This is a genomic window from Pseudomonas sp. GW821-FHT01A09, from assembly GCF_058986725.1.
Genome location: NZ_JBYSWB010000014.1, coordinates 51,653 through 73,701, shown reverse-complemented (window position 1 = coordinate 73,701; position 22,049 = coordinate 51,653). Strand labels below are relative to the sequence as shown.

Annotated in this window: 21 protein-coding genes and 1 pseudogene; 6 read left to right on the top strand and 16 right to left on the bottom strand. The window is 64.6% G+C overall.

From position 1 onward, the window contains the following. Position 1 precedes the first annotated feature (1 nt). Positions 2-1,120, bottom strand: coding sequence for a TauD/TfdA family dioxygenase (locus AC3WJP_RS17050; RefSeq protein WP_493721885.1), 1,119 nt, complete (start codon positions 1,118-1,120; stop codon positions 2-4). 92 nt (positions 1,121-1,212) lie between these two features. Between AC3WJP_RS17050 and AC3WJP_RS17045 the strand changes: the two genes are divergently transcribed. Further along, complete coding sequence (locus tag AC3WJP_RS17045) at positions 1,213-2,148, top strand: LysR substrate-binding domain-containing protein (protein WP_493721886.1); 936 nt, start codon at positions 1,213-1,215, stop codon at positions 2,146-2,148. Positions 2,149-2,173: 25 nt separating this feature from the next. Here the strand turns inward: AC3WJP_RS17045 and AC3WJP_RS17040 are convergent, their stop codons facing one another. After that, positions 2,174-2,932 carry a class II aldolase/adducin family protein gene (locus AC3WJP_RS17040; protein WP_493721887.1) on the bottom strand — a complete coding sequence of 253 codons (759 nt, stop codon included), beginning with the start codon at positions 2,930-2,932 and terminating at the stop codon, positions 2,174-2,176. Between the two features lie 247 nt (positions 2,933-3,179). On the opposite strand from AC3WJP_RS17040, the pseudogene AC3WJP_RS17035 reads away from it, so the two are divergent. Further along, positions 3,180-4,349: pseudogene (locus AC3WJP_RS17035) on the top strand (pyridoxal phosphate-dependent aminotransferase); the annotation flags it as partial. A gap of 262 nt (positions 4,350-4,611) precedes the next feature. Continuing rightward, positions 4,612-4,926 (top strand): helix-turn-helix domain-containing protein, encoded by a 315-nt coding sequence (locus AC3WJP_RS17030; protein WP_493721888.1) that lies wholly within the window; start codon positions 4,612-4,614, stop codon positions 4,924-4,926. A 96-nt stretch (positions 4,927-5,022) separates the two neighbouring features. Here the strand turns inward: AC3WJP_RS17030 and AC3WJP_RS17025 are convergent, their stop codons facing one another. Beyond that, on the bottom strand, positions 5,023-6,984 hold the full coding sequence (locus tag AC3WJP_RS17025) for a ligand-gated channel protein (RefSeq protein ID WP_493721889.1): 1,962 nt from the start codon (positions 6,982-6,984) through the stop codon (positions 5,023-5,025). Between the two features lie 483 nt (positions 6,985-7,467). Here AC3WJP_RS17025 and AC3WJP_RS17020 point away from each other — a divergent pair, with 483 nt between their 5' ends. Both AC3WJP_RS17020 and AC3WJP_RS17015 read left to right on the top strand, forming a co-directional pair. Continuing rightward, a complete protein-coding gene (locus tag AC3WJP_RS17020; protein WP_493721890.1) occupies positions 7,468-8,811 on the top strand; it encodes an MFS transporter in 1,344 nt (447 codons plus the stop codon). A 366-nt stretch (positions 8,812-9,177) separates the two neighbouring features. Further along, a complete protein-coding gene (locus AC3WJP_RS17015; protein WP_493721891.1) occupies positions 9,178-12,057 on the top strand; it encodes an ATP-binding protein in 2,880 nt (959 codons plus the stop codon). Here the strand turns inward: AC3WJP_RS17015 and AC3WJP_RS17010 are convergent. From AC3WJP_RS17010 to AC3WJP_RS16950, 13 genes are read right to left on the bottom strand one after another with little or no spacing between them, the layout of a single operon-like run. Beyond that, complete coding sequence (locus AC3WJP_RS17010) at positions 12,054-13,100, bottom strand: EscU/YscU/HrcU family type III secretion system export apparatus switch protein (protein WP_493721892.1); 1,047 nt, start codon at positions 13,098-13,100, stop codon at positions 12,054-12,056. The two genes, AC3WJP_RS17015 and AC3WJP_RS17010, sit on opposite strands and share 4 nt — an antisense overlap. 12 nt (positions 13,101-13,112) lie before the next feature. Continuing rightward, positions 13,113-13,928: a type III secretion system export apparatus subunit SctT gene (gene sctT / locus AC3WJP_RS17005; RefSeq protein WP_493721893.1), complete on the bottom strand. Its 816-nt coding sequence runs from the start codon at positions 13,926-13,928 to the stop codon at positions 13,113-13,115. Between the two features lie 6 nt (positions 13,929-13,934). Continuing rightward, positions 13,935-14,204 (bottom strand): EscS/YscS/HrcS family type III secretion system export apparatus protein, encoded by a 270-nt coding sequence (locus AC3WJP_RS17000; protein WP_493721894.1) that lies wholly within the window; start codon positions 14,202-14,204, stop codon positions 13,935-13,937. 4 nt (positions 14,205-14,208) lie between these two features. Continuing rightward, positions 14,209-14,862 (bottom strand): type III secretion system export apparatus subunit SctR, encoded by a 654-nt coding sequence (gene sctR / locus AC3WJP_RS16995; RefSeq protein ID WP_493721895.1) that lies wholly within the window; start codon positions 14,860-14,862, stop codon positions 14,209-14,211. Further along, the gene (gene sctQ, locus AC3WJP_RS16990) at positions 14,859-15,836 is read right to left on the bottom strand and encodes a type III secretion system cytoplasmic ring protein SctQ (RefSeq protein ID WP_493721896.1); all 978 of its coding nucleotides are present in this window, start codon (positions 15,834-15,836) and stop codon (positions 14,859-14,861) included. The genes sctR and sctQ overlap by 4 nt, the downstream gene beginning before the upstream one ends. A gap of 41 nt (positions 15,837-15,877) precedes the next feature. After that, positions 15,878-16,345 (bottom strand): hypothetical protein, encoded by a 468-nt coding sequence (locus AC3WJP_RS16985; RefSeq protein WP_493721897.1) that lies wholly within the window; start codon positions 16,343-16,345, stop codon positions 15,878-15,880. 22 nt (positions 16,346-16,367) lie between these two features. After that, positions 16,368-17,699, bottom strand: coding sequence for a FliI/YscN family ATPase (locus AC3WJP_RS16980; protein ID WP_493721898.1), 1,332 nt, complete (start codon positions 17,697-17,699; stop codon positions 16,368-16,370). Next, the gene (locus tag AC3WJP_RS16975) at positions 17,696-18,286 is read right to left on the bottom strand and encodes a FliH/SctL family protein (protein ID WP_493721950.1); all 591 of its coding nucleotides are present in this window, start codon (positions 18,284-18,286) and stop codon (positions 17,696-17,698) included. The genes AC3WJP_RS16980 and AC3WJP_RS16975 overlap by 4 nt, the downstream gene beginning before the upstream one ends. Positions 18,287-18,290: 4 nt before the next feature. Continuing rightward, on the bottom strand, positions 18,291-18,986 hold the full coding sequence (locus AC3WJP_RS16970) for a type III secretion protein (protein ID WP_493721899.1): 696 nt from the start codon (positions 18,984-18,986) through the stop codon (positions 18,291-18,293). Then, positions 18,983-19,762 (bottom strand): type III secretion system inner membrane ring lipoprotein SctJ, encoded by a 780-nt coding sequence (gene sctJ / locus AC3WJP_RS16965; protein WP_493721900.1) that lies wholly within the window; start codon positions 19,760-19,762, stop codon positions 18,983-18,985. Before sctJ ends, AC3WJP_RS16970 begins: the two co-directional genes overlap by 4 nt. Further along, a complete protein-coding gene (locus AC3WJP_RS16960; protein WP_493721901.1) occupies positions 19,759-20,214 on the bottom strand; it encodes a hypothetical protein in 456 nt (151 codons plus the stop codon). The genes sctJ and AC3WJP_RS16960 overlap by 4 nt, the downstream gene beginning before the upstream one ends. Positions 20,215-20,229: 15 nt before the next feature. Continuing rightward, complete coding sequence (locus AC3WJP_RS16955) at positions 20,230-20,448, bottom strand: hypothetical protein (protein WP_493721902.1); 219 nt, start codon at positions 20,446-20,448, stop codon at positions 20,230-20,232. A 58-nt stretch (positions 20,449-20,506) separates the two neighbouring features. Beyond that, on the bottom strand, positions 20,507-21,073 hold the full coding sequence (locus AC3WJP_RS16950) for a type III secretion protein (protein ID WP_493721951.1): 567 nt from the start codon (positions 21,071-21,073) through the stop codon (positions 20,507-20,509). A gap of 161 nt (positions 21,074-21,234) precedes the next feature. Between AC3WJP_RS16950 and AC3WJP_RS16945 the strand changes: the two genes are divergently transcribed. Beyond that, entirely contained in the window at positions 21,235-22,044 is an 810-nt protein-coding gene (locus AC3WJP_RS16945) for a tetratricopeptide repeat protein (protein ID WP_493721903.1), read from the top strand. Positions 22,045-22,049 lie beyond the last annotated feature (5 nt).

The following is a 22,049-nucleotide window of genomic DNA, read 5'->3' as shown; positions in this document are numbered from 1 at the left end:
GTCAGCGGGTCTCCTGATAGCGGCGGCGCAGTGCGCGGTAGCGCCCACGGGGGGCGTCGATGTCGATATAACAGCCTTGCAGATGACGCGCGCCTTCGCCGGGGTCGTAGGCGGTGCGGCCATGCAGCACCCGCGAGTTGTCGAACAGCATCAACTCGCCGGGTTTGAGGGTAAAGCGCAGCTCCAGCGCCGGATCGCTGAACCACTGCCCCAGACGCTGACGGGCGCGGTGGAACTGGCCGAACTGGTCAGCGGGCAGCAGCGGCGAATAGTCCAGCCGCGGGCTATAGTGCACGCCGGTGACCTGGCCCGCATGGTCGGTGTCGATGATCGGCCGGCGCTGGATCAGCTCGATGTCGGCGCCGCTATAGCGATAGCGCACCGGCACCTCGGCCAGCAACCGGAATCCCTCGGGGTCGGCCTCGCGCAGGCGCTCGACGGCGCTCAGGCTGTCCACCAGAGTCGACTGGCCACCGCGCGTCTGGTTGACCAGACAATGCAGCAGCTGGATGCCCGGCACCGGGTCGCGGTAGGGGTTGTCGGTGTGCGGATCGAGGGCCACGGCGCGGTAGGCCAGGTCATCGGAATCGGCGCGCGAATAGACCTCGAAGCGCTTGCCGAAATTGGTTTCCCGCACATGACCGAAGCGCGCCGCCACCTCGAGGATAGTGTCCGCGGCGGTCGGTACGCTGTCGATGATCAAGGCGCCATGGCGCAAAAACCCGTCCAGCGCCTCGAACAGCTGCCCGTCGTCCGCCAGCGCCGGCCAGTGGTAACGCAGTACATCCAGCTCCAGCGTGCTGTCCCAGGGTTGCCTGGGCGGGATGCCGTCGTGCGGGTCGAAATCGGCCGCCAGCGCGGCAAGGTCATAGTGCGCCTGATGACCATCACTGAACTGCAGCCACACCCTGCCCTGGCCTTCGTCGCGCAACGCCAGCAGGCGCAGGTCCGGATCCAGCTGATGAGGATTGAACAGCCGCTGCTCGGTGATCGCGTCAAGCTGTTCGGGGTGCGGGCTGCGCTCGCGCAACCACAGCGGGTGCAGCGCGATGATCTGCTCGTGCAGTTGCACATGGATGCCTGGCGGCTGCGTCTCGATCAAGAAACCGTTGTGTGCCATGCTGCTGCCTCCTGGGTGATGCCGATCAGTATCGGCAAAGCCCGCGATGCAGATAACCCTGCAAGCCCTTATGCCCCTCATGCGAATCCGTTATGCCCGCCACTGACAACGAACTGCCACCGCTCAAGACCTTGATTGCCTTCGAAGCCACGGTGCGCCTCGGCTCGATGACGGCTGCGGCCCGCGAGCTGGGGATCAGCCAGCCGGCGGTGTCGCAACGTTTGCGCGTGCTGGAGGAGCAGATCGGCGCGCCCCTGACCCAACGCAGCGGGCAAAAAATCGTTGCCACCGCCATCGGTGCCAGTCTGTTCGAAGAGGTCGCGCACTCGGTGCGCGACGTCGAAGCCGCCGTGCATCGCGCCCGTCAGATCGCCAACAATCCCGAAGCGCGATTGACGCTGGCGGCCAACTTCGGCTTCACCTATCAGTGGCTCCTGCCGCGTCTGCCACAGTTGGAGGCGGCCTTCCCTGGGGTGCGCTTCGAAGTGATTCCCGAAGACGACGAACAGCGCCTGGCCAGCCACCGGGCCGACATCAGCTTCACCTTCGGTCAGCTCGATGGCCGCAGTCGTTACGAGCGGCTGTTGATCAGCGAGGTGGTGTTTGCCGTTTGCAGCCCGGCGTTGGCAGAGCGGCTGGGTCTGTGCGAAACGCTGACTGGCGAGGGGTTCGAGCACCTGCCACTGCTGCACAAGGATGAAGGCGATGCGCGCTGGCTCGACTGGCGCCAATGGTGCCAGCTGGCAGGCTTCACGCGGCCGCCGCGGCCACGTTTCAGCTACAGCAACTACCCGCTGATGCTAGGTGCCGCGCAGGCCGGGCAAGGGATCGCCCTGGGCTGGATCGGCCTGCATGACGAGGCCCTGGCCAGCGGCCGACTGATCGCCTTGCGCCCGGCGGTGCGGCGCGCGGATTACGGCTACGTGTTGCGCGCTCACTACCCGCAAACGGCGTTGGTGGCCCAAGTGCTGGGCTGGTTCGAAGCGCAAGCCGCGCACCCCCATCTACCGGCCTGGGCCGCGCAATAGCGGTTGCGCGGTTGCACTGCGCAGGTTACGAGCAGTAGTCCTCGCGCTGGTGGGCGATCAACTTCAGTGCCGCGTCCCAGGCCAGCTGAATCAGGCGCAGACCTTCTTCGTCATCGGTGAACTGGCTGGCGGTCAGGCGGCACACCTCGACACTGGGATAGGTCAGCTTGCTGCCGCCGGCCAGGGCCTGGATCTGCGCCTGGCAGGCGCGCTCCAGAAAGTGGATCTCGTGGAACGCTTCGGCCACGTTGCGCCCGCCCGCCAGCAGCCCGTGGTTGCGCAGGATCATCGCCCGGTGCGGGCCAAGGTCGGCCACCAGCCGATCGCGCTCGTCGAGGCACAGCGCCACGCCCTCATAGCTGTGATAAGCCAGCTTGTCGTAGAACTTCAGCGCATGTTGGGTGATGGGCAACAGGCCTTGCTCCTGACACGACACCGCCATGCCGGCGGCGGTATGGGTGTGGATCACGCAGTTCATGTCGGCGCGGGCCATATGGATGGCCGAATGGATGACGAAACCGGCTTCGTTGACTTCGTGATCGCTGTAATCGGGATCGACTCTTCGCCCCTGCGCATCGATCAGCACCAGGTCGCTGGCGCGCATGTGGTCGAACAGCACGCCATAGCGGTTGATCAGAAAGTGATGCTCGGGCCCCGGCACCCGCAGGCTGATGTGGGTGTCGATCAGATCGGTCATGCGAAAGTGCGCGATCATCCGGTACAAGGCAGCCAGCTCGCAGCGCAGCGCCCATTGGGCTTCGGGGATATTCGAGGGACGGCTCATCAGGGGGCTCCAATCGTCTGCCAGTATCGTTTGGCACGGTATCGCGCCCGCGCAAGGGCAGCAATCGCCCAGGCGCTTATGGGCTGGATAAGGGATGTTTATGTCGCTCTGAACAGGCTCACGGGCACATCCGGCGGACTGCGCAAGCACTGTTGAACAACCGTTCGGTTTCTCTTATGGTTGGCCGCAGCCGCCGGTCCGATCAAGTACCGCTCGGCCTTTGTGCGGTGTCATTCAAGGAGAGAACATGCGCTATTCCCCCTTCACCGACCGTATCGCGGGCCAAGGCGTCGCCGCCTGGGATATCCACCACGCTGCGGTCAAGGCGCAGCGCGAAGGCCAGGACGTGATCGTCTTGAGTGTCGGCGATCCGGACTTCGCCACCCCTGACTTCATCACCGACGCCGCCGTGCAGGCACTGCGCGCTGGCGACACCCACTATTGCGAAATCCCCGGCCGCCCGGCGCTGCGCGAGGCCATTGCCCAGCGTTACGCTCGCCTCTGGCAACGGCCGCTGGCGTCGGAACAGGTGTGCACCGCAGTGGGTGCGCAGAACGCCCTGTTCGCAGCCTCCCTGTGCCTGTTCAAGCCGGGGGACGAAGTCCTGGTGCTGGAGCCGATGTACGTCACCTATGAAGCGACGCTGCAGGCCAGCGGCGCGACTCTGGTGCGTGTGCCCTGCCCGGCCGACGGTGGCTTTCGGCTCGATGCGCAAGCGCTGACGGCGGCCCTGTCGCCCCGTACGCGGGGGATCTTTCTGGCCAACCCGAACAACCCCACCGGCGTGGTGCTCAATGCCGAAGAGCTGAGCGTATTGGCGCAGCTGGCGGTCGCCCATGACTTGTGGATCATCGAAGACCAGGTCTATGAAAGCCTCGCCTACGAGATGCCGCACCGCAGCCTCGCGGCGCTGCCGGGCATGGCCGAACGCTGCGTGGTGGTCGGCAGCCTGTCCAAGTCTCACGCCATGACCGGCTGGCGGGTCGGCTGGGTGATCGCCGAGCCGGTGCTGATCGGCCATATTGAGACCCTGATGCTGTGCATGACCTATGGCCTGCCGGGTTTTGTGCAGAAGGCCGCGCTGGCGGCGCTCGCGGCCCATGATGAGGTGACCGCGCAGATGCGCGACGTGTACCGCCAGCGCCGTGATCGGGTGGTCGCCAGCCTCAGCCAATGCCCGCGCCTGGCGGTACTCACCCCCGATGCCGGGATGTTTGTGCTGGTGGACGTGCGTGGCACTGGCCTCGGTTCGCTGGATTTCGCCTGGCGGCTGTTCCGTGAAACCGGCGTAGCGGTGCTCGACGCCGCGGCGTTCGGCGCACCGGCGGCGGGCTTCGTGCGGCTTTCGTTCACCCTCGCAGAGGCCCAGCTGGCCGAGGCCTGCGAGCGTATTCGGCGCTTCGTCGAGGCGTTGCCTGTGGTGCCGACGACGGGTGTCGATGGCGCGGTTTGATCCGGTCCCTGCCCGAGCTCCGAAACCAAGTTTCGGAAATGTCCGACATCTGCTCGGAAACGCCTGACATACCGGGCTTTGAGTATTGTGCAAAGTCTTGTCGACCTCAGCCGCCCCAAGAGCTCGACATGGTTACCCTTTCAAACACCCAGGACAACCTGACCGCTGTACAAAAAAGGCAGCTCAAGCAGATGCTCGACGTCGAACTGAAAGCGAGGAAATCCTTATGAAACGCGACATTTTCGCTGAACTGGTGCAAGGCTTCGAGTCCCTGGCTCAGGATCGCGAAGGAAAAGCCACGCTGCGGACTCATAAGGTCCAATTGAAGGAGCTGACCACGATTGCCGCCGACGAACTCGTTGCCATCCGCGAACAACTGAACCTGTCCCGTCCGCTGTTCGCAATGTATCTACGTACCAATGCCCGAACGCTTGAGAACTGGGAACAAGGCCGCGCCCGCCCGAATGCTCAGGCGACAACCTTGATACGCCTGGTACAGCAATTTCCGGAGACGATCACGCACTTGGCCGCGCTCGCTTAGCCTGGAAAAAGCGGCCGAAATATACACTGCGTCGACGCTTGGGCATCGACGCAGACTCTCAACGATTCTGCAGCCACCGGGAACTACCCGCCCAGCTTAGATCGCCCAATCCACCCCTACGCTGTAACGTCGGCCATCGAGCACCTTGTCGTACTCATCGAAGCGCACCTCCTTGTCGAGCACGTTGTATACCCCCGCCAGCAGCTTCAGATCCGGAGTGACCTTGTAGGTAGCACCCACATCGACGAAGGTGTGGGCGGGCTCGTGCATAGCCTTGCCCTTGCGATCGTATTCGACACTGCTGCCGCGGTAGTTGAGCCGTGTCCAGGTGGCCAGGCGGTCGGTGGTTCGCCAGTCCAGCGTGGTATTGAACATATGGCGCGGGGTGTCGTTCAGCGGCCGGCCCTTGAGCATGCCGGTGCCCTGTTCGGAACCGGTAAAGGTGTAGTTGCCGGCCAGCGACAGGCGTTCGGACAGTTGCCAATCCAGGGTCGCCTCGATGCCGTGCAGCTGCGCCTGATCGATGTTGATGCGGTCGCTGATGAATTTGTACGCGGTGGAACCGATCATGCATTGGCCGGAAGCGTTGCCGGTGCTGTCGATGCAGCGGCGCTGGCTGGTGATCCGGTCCTTGAAGTCGGTGCGGAACAACGTCAGCCCGGCGCTGACTCCTTGCTGGTTGTCCCAGATCACACCCAACTCCTGGCTGACGGTGGTCTCGGGCTTGAGCTTCGAGTTGCCCACGATGATGGCCGGGTCGCCACCGCCGCCGGTGATCTGCCCCCAGTTGTCGACGGCGGCACGGATATCGGGTGAACGATAGCCGGTGGAAACCCCGCCCTTGAGCGTCCATTGGCTGCCCAGGTGATAGACGCCATACAGCCGTGGCGACCAGTGCCCGCCGTAATTCTGGTCCTGATCCAGGCGCAGGCCAGCGGTGAGCGCGAAGTCCTCGGTAAGCCGCCATTCATCCTCGGCGAACAGCGCCCAAGACCAACGCGTGAGCGTGCTCAGGCCAGCGCCTGCCTCCAACTGATTGCCCTGGTCCTGCAGGTCTTCATACAGGTACTGACCGCCGAGGGTAGTGATGTGGCGATCGCTGAAATACGACATCTGCGTGTTGAGCAGTGTGGTGCGCAGGTCCATCTCGCGCCCGGGATTTGTGCTGCGGTCGAACTGGATATAGCTGTCGCTGTGCAGCGTATCCCAGCGCCCGGAATGGCTGAGGGCGAAGTGGGTACGGGCGTAATTGTTGTGGCTGTCCCTGGTGCCGGCGCGTCCGCGATGGCTGTCGCGCTGCTGTAGCGTGTGACCGCCTTCGAGGGTGATTTCGTTGGCACTGTCCGGGGTCAACGACAGCTTCGCGGTACCGCCGTCGGTGGACTGCTCCTTGAAGCCGTTGACGAAGCGATCCTCGTCGCGCCGACTGCGCTGGCCGGACAGCTGCAGGCCCAAAAGGCCATCGATCAACGGCCCGGACGCGAACACGTCGGTGCTGTTGTAGTTACCCGAATCGGAGCGCTCCTGCAGGGTCACTTCACTGCGAACATTGCCATACCAGTGCCCCGAGACCTTGCGGGTAATCACGTTGATGACCCCGCCCATGGCATCGGAGCCATACAGCGACGACATCGGCCCCCTTACCACCTCGATGCGCTCGATGGCAGCCAACGGCGGCAACCAGCCCTGCTCGATGCCCGAGTTGTCACTATTGGGCCGTGTAGCACGAGAGTCCTGACGTTTGCCGTCGACCAGGATCAAGGTGTACTGGGACGACATGCCACGGATCCTGATATCGCTGCTGCTGCCGCCACCGGTCACTTCGACGCCCGGGACGTCGCGCAGCGCATCGGTGACGTCGCGATAGGACTTGCTGGCGAGCTGCTCGTGGGTGATCACCGTGATGGAGGCCGGCGCGTCCTTGAGTTGCTGGCTGAAGCCCGAAGCGGTGACCACCTGGTTGGGCAATTCCAAAGGGGCAATTTCGGCACTCAGCGCTGCGCTGTAGAGCGAGCAGCAACCGACCGCCAGGGTGGATGGAGCGAGAAGACGGGACATGGCAGATCCTGAAAACCAGGCGCCGGGAACGGCGCGAAGTCAGTCAGGGTAGTGAGAATCATCCGCGTTAAAAGCGGATTTACGATACTTACGTTTTTCCTCGGGAATGTTTTCCCCTTCGTAAAGAGCAAGGCTAAAAGCCACTTTTTGTGAAATTTTTTGAAACATCCTCAGCCCCCACCCCCTCTGGCCTGCGCCCTCGACAACCGGGCGCGATGTCGCACCCCAGCGCCCTGCGCGCGGTTGCACTGAAGCGATTCAGGTGCGATAACAAAAAGGCAACCCGCTCGAACATCTATAAAAAACATAGATTCACAGGGCATCGGACGCCGACCGCCGGCGATCCTGCAACGGTTGCCATTTTGCTCGTTCGCCCCGTCCGCAACACCTGTGGATCGCCGTGTCATCGAGTCTGCCCTTCAACCTCATAGAGGCCATTCATTCGGCGTACGCCAACGCCGTGCAACAAAAAGGAACGTGACATTGAGCGATCAATCCACTCCGAACACTCCCCTCGCCCGCTTCTGCAAGATGCTGGGCATTCCCTACCCCATGTTCTGGGGTTTCGTCGGCTTGCTGATCTTCATGATCGGCGACGGTGTCGAACTCGGCTACCTCTCACCCTTCCTCAGTGATCACGGCATGGCCGACGATCGCATCGCCGTGGTCTTCACCCTCTACGGCGTGACCGTGGCGATTTCGTCCTGGCTGGCCGGTGCGCTGTCGAGTCTCTGGGGGCCGAAGCGCGTGATGATCCTCGGGCTGGTCATCTGGAGCACCTTCGAGACACTGTTCCTGATCTACGGCCTGGAGAAAGTCAGCTACCCGATGATCCTGCTCACCTATGGCCTGCGCGGCTTCGGCTACCCGCTGTTCGCTTACGGCTTTCTGGTGTGGATCGCGGCCGCGACGCCATCGCGCAAGATGGGTCTGGCGGTGGGCTGGTTCTGGGTGGCCTACGCCGCCGGCCTGCCGACCCTGGGTTCGCTGGTGGCGAGTTTCGCCATTCCGCTGATCGGCGCCCTGCAGACGTTCTGGCTGTCGTTCGCGCTGGTAGTCTTCGGCGGCCTGGTCGGATTGATCGGCATGCGTGACGCTCACGGCATGCGCCGCCTGGCGCCCGAGGGGGAGAAACCGCTGCGCTCCATGACCAAGAACATCACCATCATGTGGACCAGCCCCAAGGTCACGCTCGTGGGCCTGGTGCGGGTCATCAACACCTCGTCGATGTTCGGCTTTCTGATCGTCATGCCCGCGTTCTTCATGGACACCGTCGGCTTCAGCCTGGAGCAATGGCTGCGCCTGCTGACCATCGTCTTCGTCTTCAACATCATCGGCAACCTGACCTCCAGCGTGATCAGCACACGCATCGGCTACCGCAACACCATCCTGTGGCTGGGCGCGGTGGGCAGCACCATCAGCACGCCGTTGTTCTTCTTCATGCCCCAGGCCTTCCCGGACAACTTCCTGCTGGCCTCGGTGTTCGGCGCGTTCTACGGCCTGACGCTGGCGTGCTTCGTGCCGCTGTCGGCACTGGCACCGGCGCTGGCACCGCAGAACAAAGCGGCGGCGCTGTCGGTGTTGAGCCTGGGGGCCGGCGCTTCGACCTGGGTCGGGCCGGCGGTAGTGGCGATCTTCGACGCGCGCTTCGGCCTCGCCGGAGTGGTCTGGGCGTTCACTGGCCTGTATGCGCTGAGCGCGGTGATGATGAGCTTCCTGCGTGATCCGGAGCCAGTGCACGAGCCGGTGCTGACCAAGGCCAAGTCGCGCATCAAGGTGCGTGCGCCGCGCCAGGACATGCGCTGGGCACACGCTACCCGCGACTGAAGTAACACCTTCTTGTAGCGAGGGGGCTTGCGCCCGATGAATTTCCCGGACATTGCGCTGCGGGAAAGTTCATCGGGGCCAAGCCCCCTTGTTGCGTTTGCGACCTGCCACACAAATTTGCAGCCTGCGGGGCGCAACGCCCCACCTTCCGTGCTTATTTGTAACAAATGGCACATAACCTGCTATAAATTTAAACAACTTTTCACTTGACCCCTCTTTTCGCAGAGGAGCCCCAGCGACTCCCCGCAACAACTGCCCATCGATGGTGCACTGCGCGTTTTGCAAGCACGGTCAACCGACCGCAGGAAAATAAAGAGCGGCTGTTCGGTAACGAACACGGCCCGCCAGGACAGAAGGTTTTTCGTTATGAATGCTCATACGCCAACCTCCGCGACTTCCATCGACATCGTTCCAGAGCCCTTCGACCAGGCCGAAGCCCCGCTGTGCTTTGGTCCCTTCGCGCTGTACTCGCGACAGCACCTGCTGTTGCGCGACGGCCAGCCGGTCACCGTCGGCAGCCGCGCCATGGCGTTGCTGGTCGCTCTGGCCAGTCGCCCGGGCGAGCTGTTCGAGAAGCAGGAATTGCTGGCCTTGGCCTGGCCTCGCGCGGTGGTCGAAGAGTGCAATCTGCGGGCGCAGATCGTCAGCTTGCGGCGGGTACTGGGCACCGAAAACGATCTTTCTTGCATCAGCACCGTGCCGGGCCGCGGTTATCGCTTCAGTGCGCCTTTGCGGGCGGCGGCAAGCGTACCGCCGGCTGCCGCAACTCCGGCCACAGAAACCGCCGCGGCTCCAGCGCCCCCGCCCCAGCCGCCATTGACCATCGCCAGCACGACGGGCGCAGCGCCGGGCATGCCCGGCGCCGTTATCGCAGTCGGCCGTGAAGCCCTGCTCGACGCCTTGACCGCGCAACTTCAAATGCATCGACTGCTCACTCTCACCGGCGCCGCTGGCATGGGCAAGACCACCGTGGCCCTGGCCCTGGCGGACCGCTTGCAAGCGCATTTCGCCAATGGCGTGCGTTTCATCGACCTGGCCCCCATCGACGCCCCGCAGCCGGTACAAGGCATGATCGCCTGCGCTCTGGGCATCGCTACCGAAACCGCCACGCCCTTGCAGGAGCTGGCCGACGCCCTGGGCGACAGCCACCTGCTGCTGGTGCTCGACAACGCCGAGCACGTGCTCGAGCCCACGGCACTGGCGGTCGAAACCTTGCTGCGGCACAGCCCGCGCATCCACGTACTGGTCACCAGCCGCGAACCCCTGCGCGCCGCCTGCGAGCAGGTGCACGAGCTTGCCCCCCTGCCCGCCCCAGGCGAAAGCCGGCGCTTGCGCATCGAAGACGTCGAGCACTATCCGGCCATGCAACTGTTCATGCAACGGGTGCGCGGTTTCGATGCCGATTTCGTGTTTACGGCGGCCGACCTCGACGATATCGCCAGCATCTGTCGCAAGCTCGACGGCAACCCGCTGGCCATCGAGCTGGCAGCGGCGCGTGTGCGCGCGTTCGGCCTGCACGATCTGGTCGGCCTGCTGGACGGCAGTTTTCGCTTGCAGATGACCGGCCGCCGGACTGCACTGGCACGCCAACGCTCCTTGAGCGCCGCGCTCGACTGGACCTACGCCATGCTCAGCGTCGACGAACAAGCGCTGCTGCAACAACTGGCGGTGTTCAAGGGCTCCTTCAGCCTCGAAGCGGTCAAGGCGGTGATCGATATCGGCCTGAACGATGTGCGCGATGCCCTGCCGCTGCTTGAAAGCCTGATCGACAAATCGCTGTTGAGCCTGACCGAACACCCCCATGGCAAACGCTATCGATTGCTCGAGACCACGCGGCTGTATGCCTTGCAGAAACTCGATGAAACCGGCGACGGCCGCGCGGTATTCCATCGTCACTCGTTGTGGGCGCTGAAACTCATGCACCGCGGCAATCAACAGTTGGACCGGCTGCGGCCCGAGCTGTGGCTGAACCAGTATGCGGTCGAGATCGACACCCTGCGCGCAGCCCTGCAATGGGCCTATGCCGAAGCCGGCGATCGGCCGTTGGCGGTCGAGCTGACGCTGCTGGGCGCACCGCTGCTGTTGCGCATGTCGCTGATCGGTGAATGCCACGAATGGGTCAAGCAAGGGCTGCGCAAGGCGCCGCTCGAGCCGCCCGCCACGGCCCGCCAGCGCATGCGCCTGCTCACCGTCAGCGCCAGCCTGTTGATGCTCACCTACGGCGCCAGCGGCCAGATGCGCGAAGCCTGGGCCCAGGTGCGCATCGATGCCGATGCCCTGGGCGACACCGACAGCGCCTTGCGCGCGATCTGGGGCCTGTGGAATGACCGTATCTGCACCAACCAGCATCGCCAGGCATTGACCCTGGCCGAGCAGTTCCTGACCCTCGCACGCGAGCCGCTGCAAGGCGATCGACAGATGCTCGGCATGCGCATGCGCGCGGTGCCGCTGTTCTACATGGCCGACCTTGCCGGTGCCCGCCAGGCGGTGGCGCAAGCCCTGAGCTCGCCGCTATGCGCCCGCTCCCATCTGGTGGAAATGCATTTCGACCAACGCATCGCCACGCGCTCGCTGCTGGCCCAGGTGCAACTGCTCGAAGGCAATGTCGGCCAGGCGCTGCTGACGGTCGACGGCAACGTCCAGGACGCTATCAACCTCTGCCATCCCGCCAGCCTGTGGTACACCCTGTGCCTGAGCGCCATCCCCATCACCCTGATGGTCGGCAGCCTGCACAAGACTCGGCAATTGTTGACCCTGCTCAAGGACAGCAGCCAGGGCCGCGAGCTGCATCTGTGGCGGCAACTGGGGCGCTGCTTCGACAGCATCCTGGCGATTCGTGACGGCTCGCCACAGGCGGGCGTACCGCAGCTCGGCGAAGCGCTGAACCAACTGCGCGATCAGGGCCATTCGCCGCTCTACAGCCTGCTGCGATGTGAGTATGCGCACGGTCTGGCGCTGCTGGGGCTGGAAGAACTCGGACTGGAGATGCTCGAAGAAACCCTCACCCTGGTGCGCAGCCGCGAGGAGCTGTGGTACGTGCCGGAGTTGCTGCGGGTAAAGGCGCAACTGCTGCGCCGCCAGAGCCTGCCGCCCAGCACTGAGCGTCTGCAGGACCTGCTGGCGCAGGCAAGCGACCAGGCGCACCGGCATGGCCTGGGCTTCTGGGTTACGCGCATCGCCGCCGACGCCCAGCGTCTGGATGCACCGCCCTTGCCACGTCGCCTGCAGGGCAACCTGGCACGCTAGATCAAGCGTGCCGCCACCAAGAGGTCGGCCACTGCCTGAAAGCAGTGATCCGGGATCGGATCACCGGCCACCGCGCGCCGGGCGATGTCGGCCGCCAGCGCCTGGTCGGCAGCGATAGCGATGCCCAAGGCGGTGGCGTCCAGCAAGCTTTGCCGGGCCTGGGTCTGGTCGACCCGATACACCACCACCGGTACCGGCGTTTCGCCGCGCACATAGCGCAGCCCCACCAGCCAGCCGCTGCCATCGCCGACCATCAATGAAGCGCGGCCCAGACCCAACTGCGTCGCGAAGGCTTGCATTTCCTGACGCTGGCGGCGTCGCTCGCGCTTGATCAGCGGGTCTCCGTCAGTGTCCTTGCGCTCGCGCTTCTGTTCGCTGCGAGTCATCTTCATGTCGCGGCCGAACAACCAACGCTGCATCAGCACGTCCACCGCCCCCAGCAACAGGAACGCCGCCAGCACGGTGAACACCAGGGGCTTGAGCACCGCATAAAAAGTCGATTCGATGCACCCCGCACCGCACCGCGAGGCCTCCATCAGCGCTTGCAGCGCTTGACGTCCGACTACATAAAACGCCAGTCCCAACAAGCTGACCTTGACCAGCCCCTTGATGCACTCGACGAAGTTGCGCATCGCGAACAAGCGCTTGAAGCCTTCAGCCGGGTTGATCCGCTTGAAGTCCGGCTTGATCGGCTCGACGGCGAATACCACGCCCTTCATGGTGATCAGGTTGGTGAGGATCACGGCCCCTACCGTGACCGCCACCACCGGCAGCGTCAGGTCCAGGAGGATCTGCTCGGCCAGATCGATCACCCGCGGCCAGACGCTGGCGAAAGGCTCGATGTACAACTGCGCCACCAGATCCACCAACGCGCTGACCTGGGCCTGAGCACGGGCCACCAGCAGCGCGATGCACAAGGTGCACAGAAGGATGACCATGGCCGAGACCAGATCCTGACTCTTGGCTACCTGGCCCTTGGTGCGGGCTTCGCGCAGCTTTTTGTCGGTGGCCGGCTGGGATTTCTCTTCGCTGGTATCAGCCATGGCCGCGCCCGGTCATTGGCCCACTCCCGAGAGCGTCTTGAGCACCTCGACGGTACCGCGAAAGGCCGCCAACTGGTCAAGCATCACCGGGATCAAAAAGCCGATATAGATCACCATCAACACCGAGAAAAACAGGTTCTTGACCGGCAGCGACAAATCGAAGATGTGGAAATTGGGCGCCATGCGCGACAGGTAGGCGAGCATGAGGTCGGTGATCAGCATGGCGATCAGCAGCGGCGACACCATCAGCACGCCGATGCGCATCACCTGATCGAGAATCGACAGAATGGCTATCAATGCCGAGCTGGCGAACAGCGGCGTGAAGGCGGTGACCGGCCATAACTGGTAGCTGTGGTAATAACCGCCGACCATCAGAATGAAGCCCCCCGACATGAAAAACAGCGTGATCAGCATCACCGTCAGCAAGGTCGCCATGACGCTCGACTCACCCGAGCCGCTGGGGTCGAGCAGTTGCTGCATGGTCGAGCCGCGCTGCAGGTCCACCAGCTCGCCGGCCATTTGCGCCGCCCAGAACGGAATGCCGAACAGCAGCCCGATCAACACGCCGATCAGGAACTCCTTGACCATCAATCCGGCAATGAAAAAACCGTTGTGTTCGGGCATGGCGGTGAAGGCCTGAAATACCGGCAGCAGCATCGGCACCGATATGGCCAGCGCCACGCAAGTGCGGATCATCCCGGTCAGGCCCAGGCGATTGAACGCCGGCGTGACCATCACCAGGCCCATGGCTCGGCTGGCCGCCAGCGAGGCGGAGCTGATGGTAGGGTACGCCAACTCGACGAAGGCACTGGGGAAGCCGATATCCATCGCCGCTCAGCGCGTCCACAGCGGGAAATTGTCGAGCACCTGGCTGCCGAGCGCGGCGACCTGCCCGGCCAGCAGCGGCCCGACGAAGACGATCACCAGCAGCACCGCCACCAGCTTGACCACCTGCGGCAAGGTCTGGTCCTGGATCTGCGTGAGCGCCTGCAACAGGCCGACACTCAAGCCGACGATAATGGCCACCGCCAAGGCTGGCGCCGACAACAGCAGCACGGTCATCAGCGCCTGTTTCATCAACGATAGAAAAACGTCCTGGCCCATGGTTTCACCCGTAGCTAAGAATGAGCCCGTGCATCAGCCGCGACCAGCCGCTGATTGCCACGAACAGGAATATTTTCAGCGGTATGGAAATCAGCGTCGGCGACACCATCGACATGCCCATGGCCATTAGCACATTGGCCACCAGCAGATCCACCACCAGAAACGGGATGTACAGCAGAAAACCGATCTCGAAGGCGCGAGTCAGCTCCGAGCTGACGAAAGCCGGCACCAGCACCACCAGGTCGTCGTCGCGCAAGTCGGCGCGGGCCTGCGGCGACCAGAGTGTCTCGGTGGCCTGAACGAAAAAACCGCGCTCGCTTTCGTTGGCGAAACGCGACAGGTGCGCCTGCAACGGCGGGCGCAAGGCATCGCCGAGCTCCTTGAGCTGTTCGACGTTCTGCATGTCCAACTGCCTGCCCTGAACCTGGTGATACATCTCGCCGATCAGCGGTGTGGTGACGTACACCGACAGGATCAGCGCGATACCGTAAAGCACCAGGTTGGGCGGCGTTTGCTGCACGCCAAGGGCGTTACGAATCAGGAACAGCACCACGGAGATTTTCATGAACCCGGTGAGGGTGACCACAGCCAAGGGGATCAGGCCGATGGTCGCCACCACCAGGATGATTTCGATCAGGTTGGGCTGGTAGCCGTTCATGACGTGGCCAGGCTCGACACGCGCACACCCAGGCCGCTGCCGATGCGCACCAGTTCGCCCTGGCCGACTCGGCGGCCGTTGATCATCAGATCCACCCGTTCGCCGTCGGTGGCCAGCGCCAAGATGCTGCCGGGGCCCATTTCCCGCAGCTGGGCGAGGCTCAGTTCATGGCTGCCCAATTGACAGACGAGGGTCAAGGGCAGGCTGTCGAGGGTGCCGTCCGTAGCGTCGGGAGTACTCATGGAGTGGTTCCTGTTCAAGGGGAATGGGGCCTGATGCAGACGCACGCGGCTGCCATCGATCTGCACCGACGTCTGCAGGCATCCGCCGATCACCAGACTGGGGTGCGCATCGGCGGCCTGGTCGAGCATCACCACATCGCCGGGCCGCAGACTGCGCCATTGGGCAACGGTCAAGGGCGCATCGCCGGCGTTCAATCGGGCGGCTACAGGCAGCGTGTCGAAAGCCGAGGGGGTGGGCGGGCAACAGCGATCAAGGACATCGACAATCAGTGTGGCGCTGGCTGCATCCATATGCAGACAGGCGGATTGCAACGGCGTATCGCCCACTTGCAGCACCAGGTCGAGCTGCAAGGGCGTGTCGAAAGGCACGCTGGGAAGGACACGCAGCGGCAGTTGAAACAGCGCTTCCAAAGGTTCGATCAGCGCCAGCCAGCTGTGCTCGATCAGCAGACTGCTGGCGAGGTCCATGGGGCCTGTTATCGCTGCAGGGGCCAGCGATCTGGGCACGCTCAAGCTGAAACGAGCCGCACCCAGCGCACAGGGCAGGTGCAGATGGTCGCTGGCAGACGTCGCTTCGTCACTACCCCACTGCACCCGCAATGACTCGCCCATCACCCTGCCCTGCCAAGGCTCCCGGCGCAGGTGCAAACGGTTGTGCAAAGCGATGTGGGTCTGCTCCAGGGGCCACTGCGGCAGTTGCAGTGGGCTGACGTCCGCCGCGTCTATCAGCATGCAGCTGCCTGGGGTATTTCGCGTTTGTTGCGCCCAACCATTCATAGTGGCGCCCCCGGTGCTGCGCCGGGCAGCTCATCTTCGCTCGACTCGGCGTCGTGGCGCTGCACGCGCAGATGCCGATCCAGCAAGTCCTGGCACTGGTCCGCCTGTTGTTGCCGACGCAGGCGCTGCTGGCTCAAGGCATCGCGCTGCCGGTGCTGTTGCTGCAACCCTTGCTCGATATTACCGAGCTCGGCCTGCAAGGCCTGGCGGTCCTGTTCAAGGCTGTGCAGATGTTCCTGAGCGTGTTGCCAGGCCTGCACCGAGAGGCCTTCGCAAAACCTGCCGTACAGCGCCTCGGCTTCCCGAGCCAACGCCTGGCGGTGCTCGAAAAGATGCTGACGCGCAATGTCGCGCTCGTCCTCAGCCTGACGACAGCGTTGCTGCTGAGCGCTCAGTTCACGAGCGGCACGCTGTTCACGCAGCACCCGCAGTGCCTTCAATTCACGCAGCTGATTGGCGTTCATGGGTAACTCCTGGCAACGGACATCAAGCGAACACCCTGCGCAATTGCGCCAGCGCCTCGGCATGATCATCCGGCGCCTGGCGCAGAAACATCTGAATGGCCGCGTGGCGGGCGATCGCCTCGTCGGCCAGCGGGTCGCTGCCGGCGACGTATTCGCCGACTTGAATCAACATGTCGATGTCTCGTCGCCGGGCGATAAGGTCGCGCATGCGCGCCGCCAACTGGCGCTGCTCGGCACTGGCCACCTGCTCCATCAGGCGGCTGCGGCTGCGCAGCACATCGATGGCGGGGAAATGGTTACGCTGCGCCAGCTCGGCGCTGAGGACGATATGACCGTCCAGGATCGAACGCGCCTCTTCTGCCACCGGATCGCTGGCGACATCGCCTTCGGTCAGCACGGTGTACAACGCGGTGATGGTGCCCGAGGGCCCCGGACCGGCACGTTCGAGCAGCCGTGGCAGCGCCGAAAACAGGGAGGGCGGATAACCCCGCCGCGTCGGCGGCTCCCCCGCCGCCAGGCCGATCTCGCGCTGGGCGCGGGCGAACCGCGTCAGGCTGTCGAGCAACAGCAGCACACTGCGCCCCTGGTCACGGTGATACTCGGCCAGGGCGGTGGCCACATAGGCGGCACGCACGCGCTCCGCCGCAGGCCGGTCCGAGGTCGCCACCACTGCGACGGTGCGGGCACGCGCCTGGGCGTCGAGCTGCACATCGAGCAGTTCGCGTACCTCACGGCCGCGTTCGCCGATCAAGCCAATGACGATGACATCGGCATCGCTGTGACGAATGATGCTCGCCAGCAGCGACGATTTGCCCACGCCCGGTTCGCCAAAGATCCCCAGCCGTTGCCCTTGGGCGACGGTGAGCAAGCCGTCGATAGCCCGCACCCCCAGGTGCAGCGGGCGCTCGATCAACTGACGCGTGAACGGCAGCGGTGGCTCGGCGTGCAGCGGGCGAGCATGCAGCAAGCCAGGGGGCGGCGTGCCGTCAAGATAGCCGCCCATGGCATCGATCACCCGGCCCAATTGCCCATCACCGGCCTGCACGGCCAGCGCCTTGCCAGTGGCGGTGATCCAGGTGCGGCTGGACAACCCTTGCAGCGATCCGACAGGCGACAGGATGGCTTCGTCCTCATCGAAACCTATCACCTCGGCCAGCATCCGCTGCTGGTTGTCCGGGTCATGCAACTGGCACAGTTCGCCGACGCGTACGCCGGCCAGGTTGGCCCGCAGCAAGACCCCGCGCACACTGCGCACCGTGCCTTTGAGCGGGCGTGGACAGGCGTTGCCAAGGCGTTGGTGAAGCTGCTGGATCAGCGGATCGGCGCCAGCCTCTACCGGCATGAAGGTATTCATTGGCGCACATCCTGCTCGTCCTGCCCCAGCAGAGTGGCGCGAATCTGCTGCAACTGCGTGTCCACGCCCAGTTCGACGCGGCCGACCGGGCTGCACAGGCAGGCGTCCCCGGGCGCCAGCTGATCGTCGGCGGCTACGCGGATGTGGTCGAGCCCCTCCTGGTCCAGCCGCCGACGCAGGGCGTCGACCTCGGCGCGCGGTGCGTGCAAGGTCAGGGCTTGATCCTGGCGGAACGCAGACAACGCCTCACGCGTGCAGCGCAGCACGCGCTCGGCGGCTGGCAGCTCGCCGATAAGCTCGCGGGCGATGGCCACGGCCAGTTCCGCGATCGATGGCTGCAAGGACAACAGCCAGGCATCGGCGCGCGCAGCGGTGTCGGCCAGCAAGGCCGCGACCTGTTCGTCACCCTCCTTGCGCGCCTGGGCGAAGGCATCGTCACGGGCCTGGCGCAGGGTCGCTTCGCTGTCATCGCGCAGACGTTTGGCATGCTGCTCGGCGGCCTGCATGAAGGCGTAGCCGTCGATCCACTGCGCTGCCTCGGCGGCACGCAGGATACGCTTGGCCGGTCGGGGCGCCAGGCTATTGATCAGGTCATCGGGTTGAGACATCGGCGGGCTCCGCTGCGGGTTCATCGAGCGCGGCCTGAAGCACGGCGGCCAAGCGGCGAACCAGGTCGATACGTGTTGCGGCCGGGATCTCTTGAGGGGTCAGGTTGACCCCTTCGCGGGCAGCGCCCGCTCCAGCGGCATCTGCGGCTCGCCCGGTAACGAGGCGCAGACCCAGCCACTTTTGCAACGGCGCGGGCTGCGCGGCAAACCAATCGGTCACACAGATCTGGCCGTCCCGCTCGATGGCCGTCAGCAGCTCGGCGGGGCTGCGCAACAGGTTCGCCGCACCACCCAATTCGCGATGCTGCAACGCCAGATTGAACACCTCGGGGCCCAATTGCTCACGCCATTCGCCGACCACCGCCCCGCGTACCTCGCGGCTCAACGCTGCGGCATGCCAGACCGCCCCGCACAGACGCGGCAAACGGTCGAAGGTGGCGGGCGGCAACAGCATGACCGGCAGATCGGCTTCACTGGCAGGCGTCAGCGTCGCTAGGGGCGCCAATTGGAAATGCGCCATCAACAGCTCCAGCAAACGTGTGCTGAAACGCGCCGACTCGGTCATCTCGCCAATGGCCCGATCCGACAGCACCTGGGCGAAACAGCCACGCAGCGATTGCCGATCGACGAAGCGCAGCGGCTGCGCAGTCAAGGCCTGCCAGGCCACAAGCGGGCTCACGGCGCTTGCTCCAGCACATACAGCGATTGCGCGCGGCGCCGCACCCAGGCTTGCCAACCGACGAAACCGGCCAGCCCCAACGCCACCGCCAGCAGCACGCCGAACAGCCAGCGTGCGCGGCTTACGTCCTGCTCCAGCAGCCACATTCCCATGAAACTCGCCATCGCCGGTTGCGCGCCACCGCTGGCGGGCATCCGCGCCTTGATCGCCGTGACCGATACGCGGTCGTAGTCGAGCCCGGAGATTGCGTTGGCGATCAGCGTCTTGATCTGCGGCACCAGCACATTGATGTCGGTCTGCGGGTCGTAGCGCACCAGCACCGAGGCCGAAGACGGTGAGATCACCCGCTTGAGCAGGTCGTTGTCCGGCAGCACCACATGTACCCGCGCCGAGAGGATGCCGTCGACCTCGGACACGCTGTGGGACAGCTCTTCGCTCAAGGCAAAGACCATCTGTGCCCGCTCCTGCACCGGTGACGAGACCAAGCCATTGCCCTTGAACACTTCGCCCATGTTGGAGAAGGTCTGCGCCGGCAGACCTGCGTCATCGAGCACCGCCATGGCCTGGGCGAAGCGTTTTTCGTCGACTACCAGCTTGAGCTGGCCATTATCCTGGACCTTGCGCTGCGCCGGAATGCCATCGCGCAGCAACACCGCCAACATGGCGTTGGCATCACGCTCGCCAAGGTTGGTGTAGAGGTCGATGTCGCAGGCCTGCAGCAGGCCGGTGAGTACCACCATCAAGGTCAGGCGCAATACGCGGCGGGTCATGGTCATTGCCCCTTGATCAAGGTATTGGCCGAGCCGGAAATCTGCGTGGCGCCGCGGACCACCATCTGGGTTTCGATGGAGTAGTCGAACATGCGCCCCAGTGAATGGACGATCTGATCGATCTGACCATCGCCTACCCGCGCCGTCGGTTGCCCTTGCGCCACAGTGACGGGCGCGGGCGGGCTGCCTGCGCCATTGGTAGTGGTCGGGCTGGCGCCTGGCGCACTGCTGCGGGTCAGCGAATCGGCCTGTCGAGAGAAGTCGCGTTGCCGATCGATGAAGCCATTGAGGCGCTCCATCAGGCTGTCGCCCAACTGCGTCGGGCTGGCACCCTGGGGCGCGCTCTTGGCAGTTTCGGCCATGTGCTCGAACAGGTTCTGCGACGCACCGGGGGCACCGGGCGAAGCCGCTGGCGGTAGCGCAGCGGCCGCTGGAGTAGCCGCGAGGCTGACAGTCATGGTGTGGACCTCGGGTTATTCGTCATCGTCGTCCGACTGGGCTTCATTCAGCATTTCCTGGGCGCGCGGCATGATGATGAACTGACCGCCGACGACCACCGCCTGGGAGATCAGCTCGTTGGTGAACTCTTCGTCGGTCATGTCGCTGCTCTGGGCGTTGTCCACCGCGGAGTTGAACTGGGTTTCGCTGCTGGTACCGACATCGGTGTTGCTGTCGACGGGATTCACGGCCATGGGTAGTGCTCCTTTTTTGCGGGTGATCTGCCGCTCGGCAGATGGGGATTGATCGGGTTCATTGCTGGCTCACTGCGCTGCCACGAAACACCCGCACGCCGCGCTCGCGAGGCATGGGCGGCGCGGGTGGCGGCGCGCTGTGATCGACGTGTTGCTGGACCAGCGTCAGGTACGGCGGCGGGCCACTGACCAGCAGTTCGTCCGGCTCGGGGCCGTCGCGCCGATCGAGGCGCGGGCCGCTGACGTCCAGTGCGCTCAGGTAGCCGCGCAAGGCTTGCAGCCGCGCCGGGCTGGCCTGGAACAAGCGCGTGGCGACCTCGTCATCGCTGTTGAGGTACAGCACACTGCCGTCGAAGTACCAGGTCAGGCCGTTGCTGTCGCACAGTTGGGTAAGGAAGTCGCCGGCGGTGGCAGCGTGGACGGTGCTGCGGGCCTTGCCGCGGACCTTGTCGGAGAACACCAGGGCGAAACCGAGGTTGTGACCGAGTTCCTGCAGGGCAGCGCGGACATCCTGCTCCACCAGCACGTAGGCGTAGGGACTGTCGAACCACTGCGGTTTGGCCGCGGCTTCGCCAGCCGTTGCGGAAGGTTCGGTGGAGCTCGCAACCGCTTCGGCATGGGCCATCGGGCCCAGGCTGAGGACGAGGCTCAGGGTCACGAGCGTTACCGGCCAGTTCATCGTCCTGCCCCCCTGCGCCGGGTTGCGCGACATTGCTGAACATAGGGGTCGCTATTGCCCGTCAAGCCGATAAAATGGCCGCTCCGTTGCGTCCAAGAGTGCTGTTCATGACCCACCGTTACGCACCTGCGAAGTTGTTGCTGGGCTCGCTGTTGTCCAGCGCCCTGTTGCTCAGCGCCTGCAGCCACACCCCGGCACCACAGGCCGCGCCCGAAAACAGCTACCAGCGCCTGATCGGCCTGGCCGCCGACCTCGAACAACGCGGTGACCCGGCCTCGGCCGCCTCGCTCTACCAGCGTGCCACCGAACAGCCCGAAGCCAACATCGATACCTGGCTCAAGCTTGGCCATGCGCTGCTCGCCGCCCACGATGATCGCGGCGCCGAACGCGCCTACCAGCAAGCGCTGGAACTGCAGATCGACAACGGCGAAGCCCTGCTGGGGCTGGGCACCGCGCAGTTGCGCAGCGGCAAGCTCGACCGCGCGGTCACGGTGCTGACTCAGGCCGCCGTCGATGCGCCCCAGGCGCTGACCTTCAATCGCCTGGGCGTGGCACAGATCCTGCGGGGCCAGGCTGCCGCGGCGCAGTCGGCCTTTCGCAGCAGCCTGAAGCTGGCGCCCAACGATCTCGACACCCAATGCAACCTGGCCCTCGCCTACGCCCTCGGCGGCCAGCACGAACAGGCCCTGAGCACCATCCGTGCCGTCGGCCTGTCGCCCCGTGTCCTGCCACGCCATCAGCGCAATCAGTTGCTGGTCACCGTGCTGGCCGGCCACGACAAGGACGCTGCCGCCCTGATCCTCGAAGACATCCCGGCCAGCGAACGCCAGTCCCTGCTGGTCGAAGCGCGGCGCATCAAAGCCATCAAGGACCCGGTCCTGCAGGCGCGCGAACTGGGTCTGGTCGACAGCCGCTGAAGCGC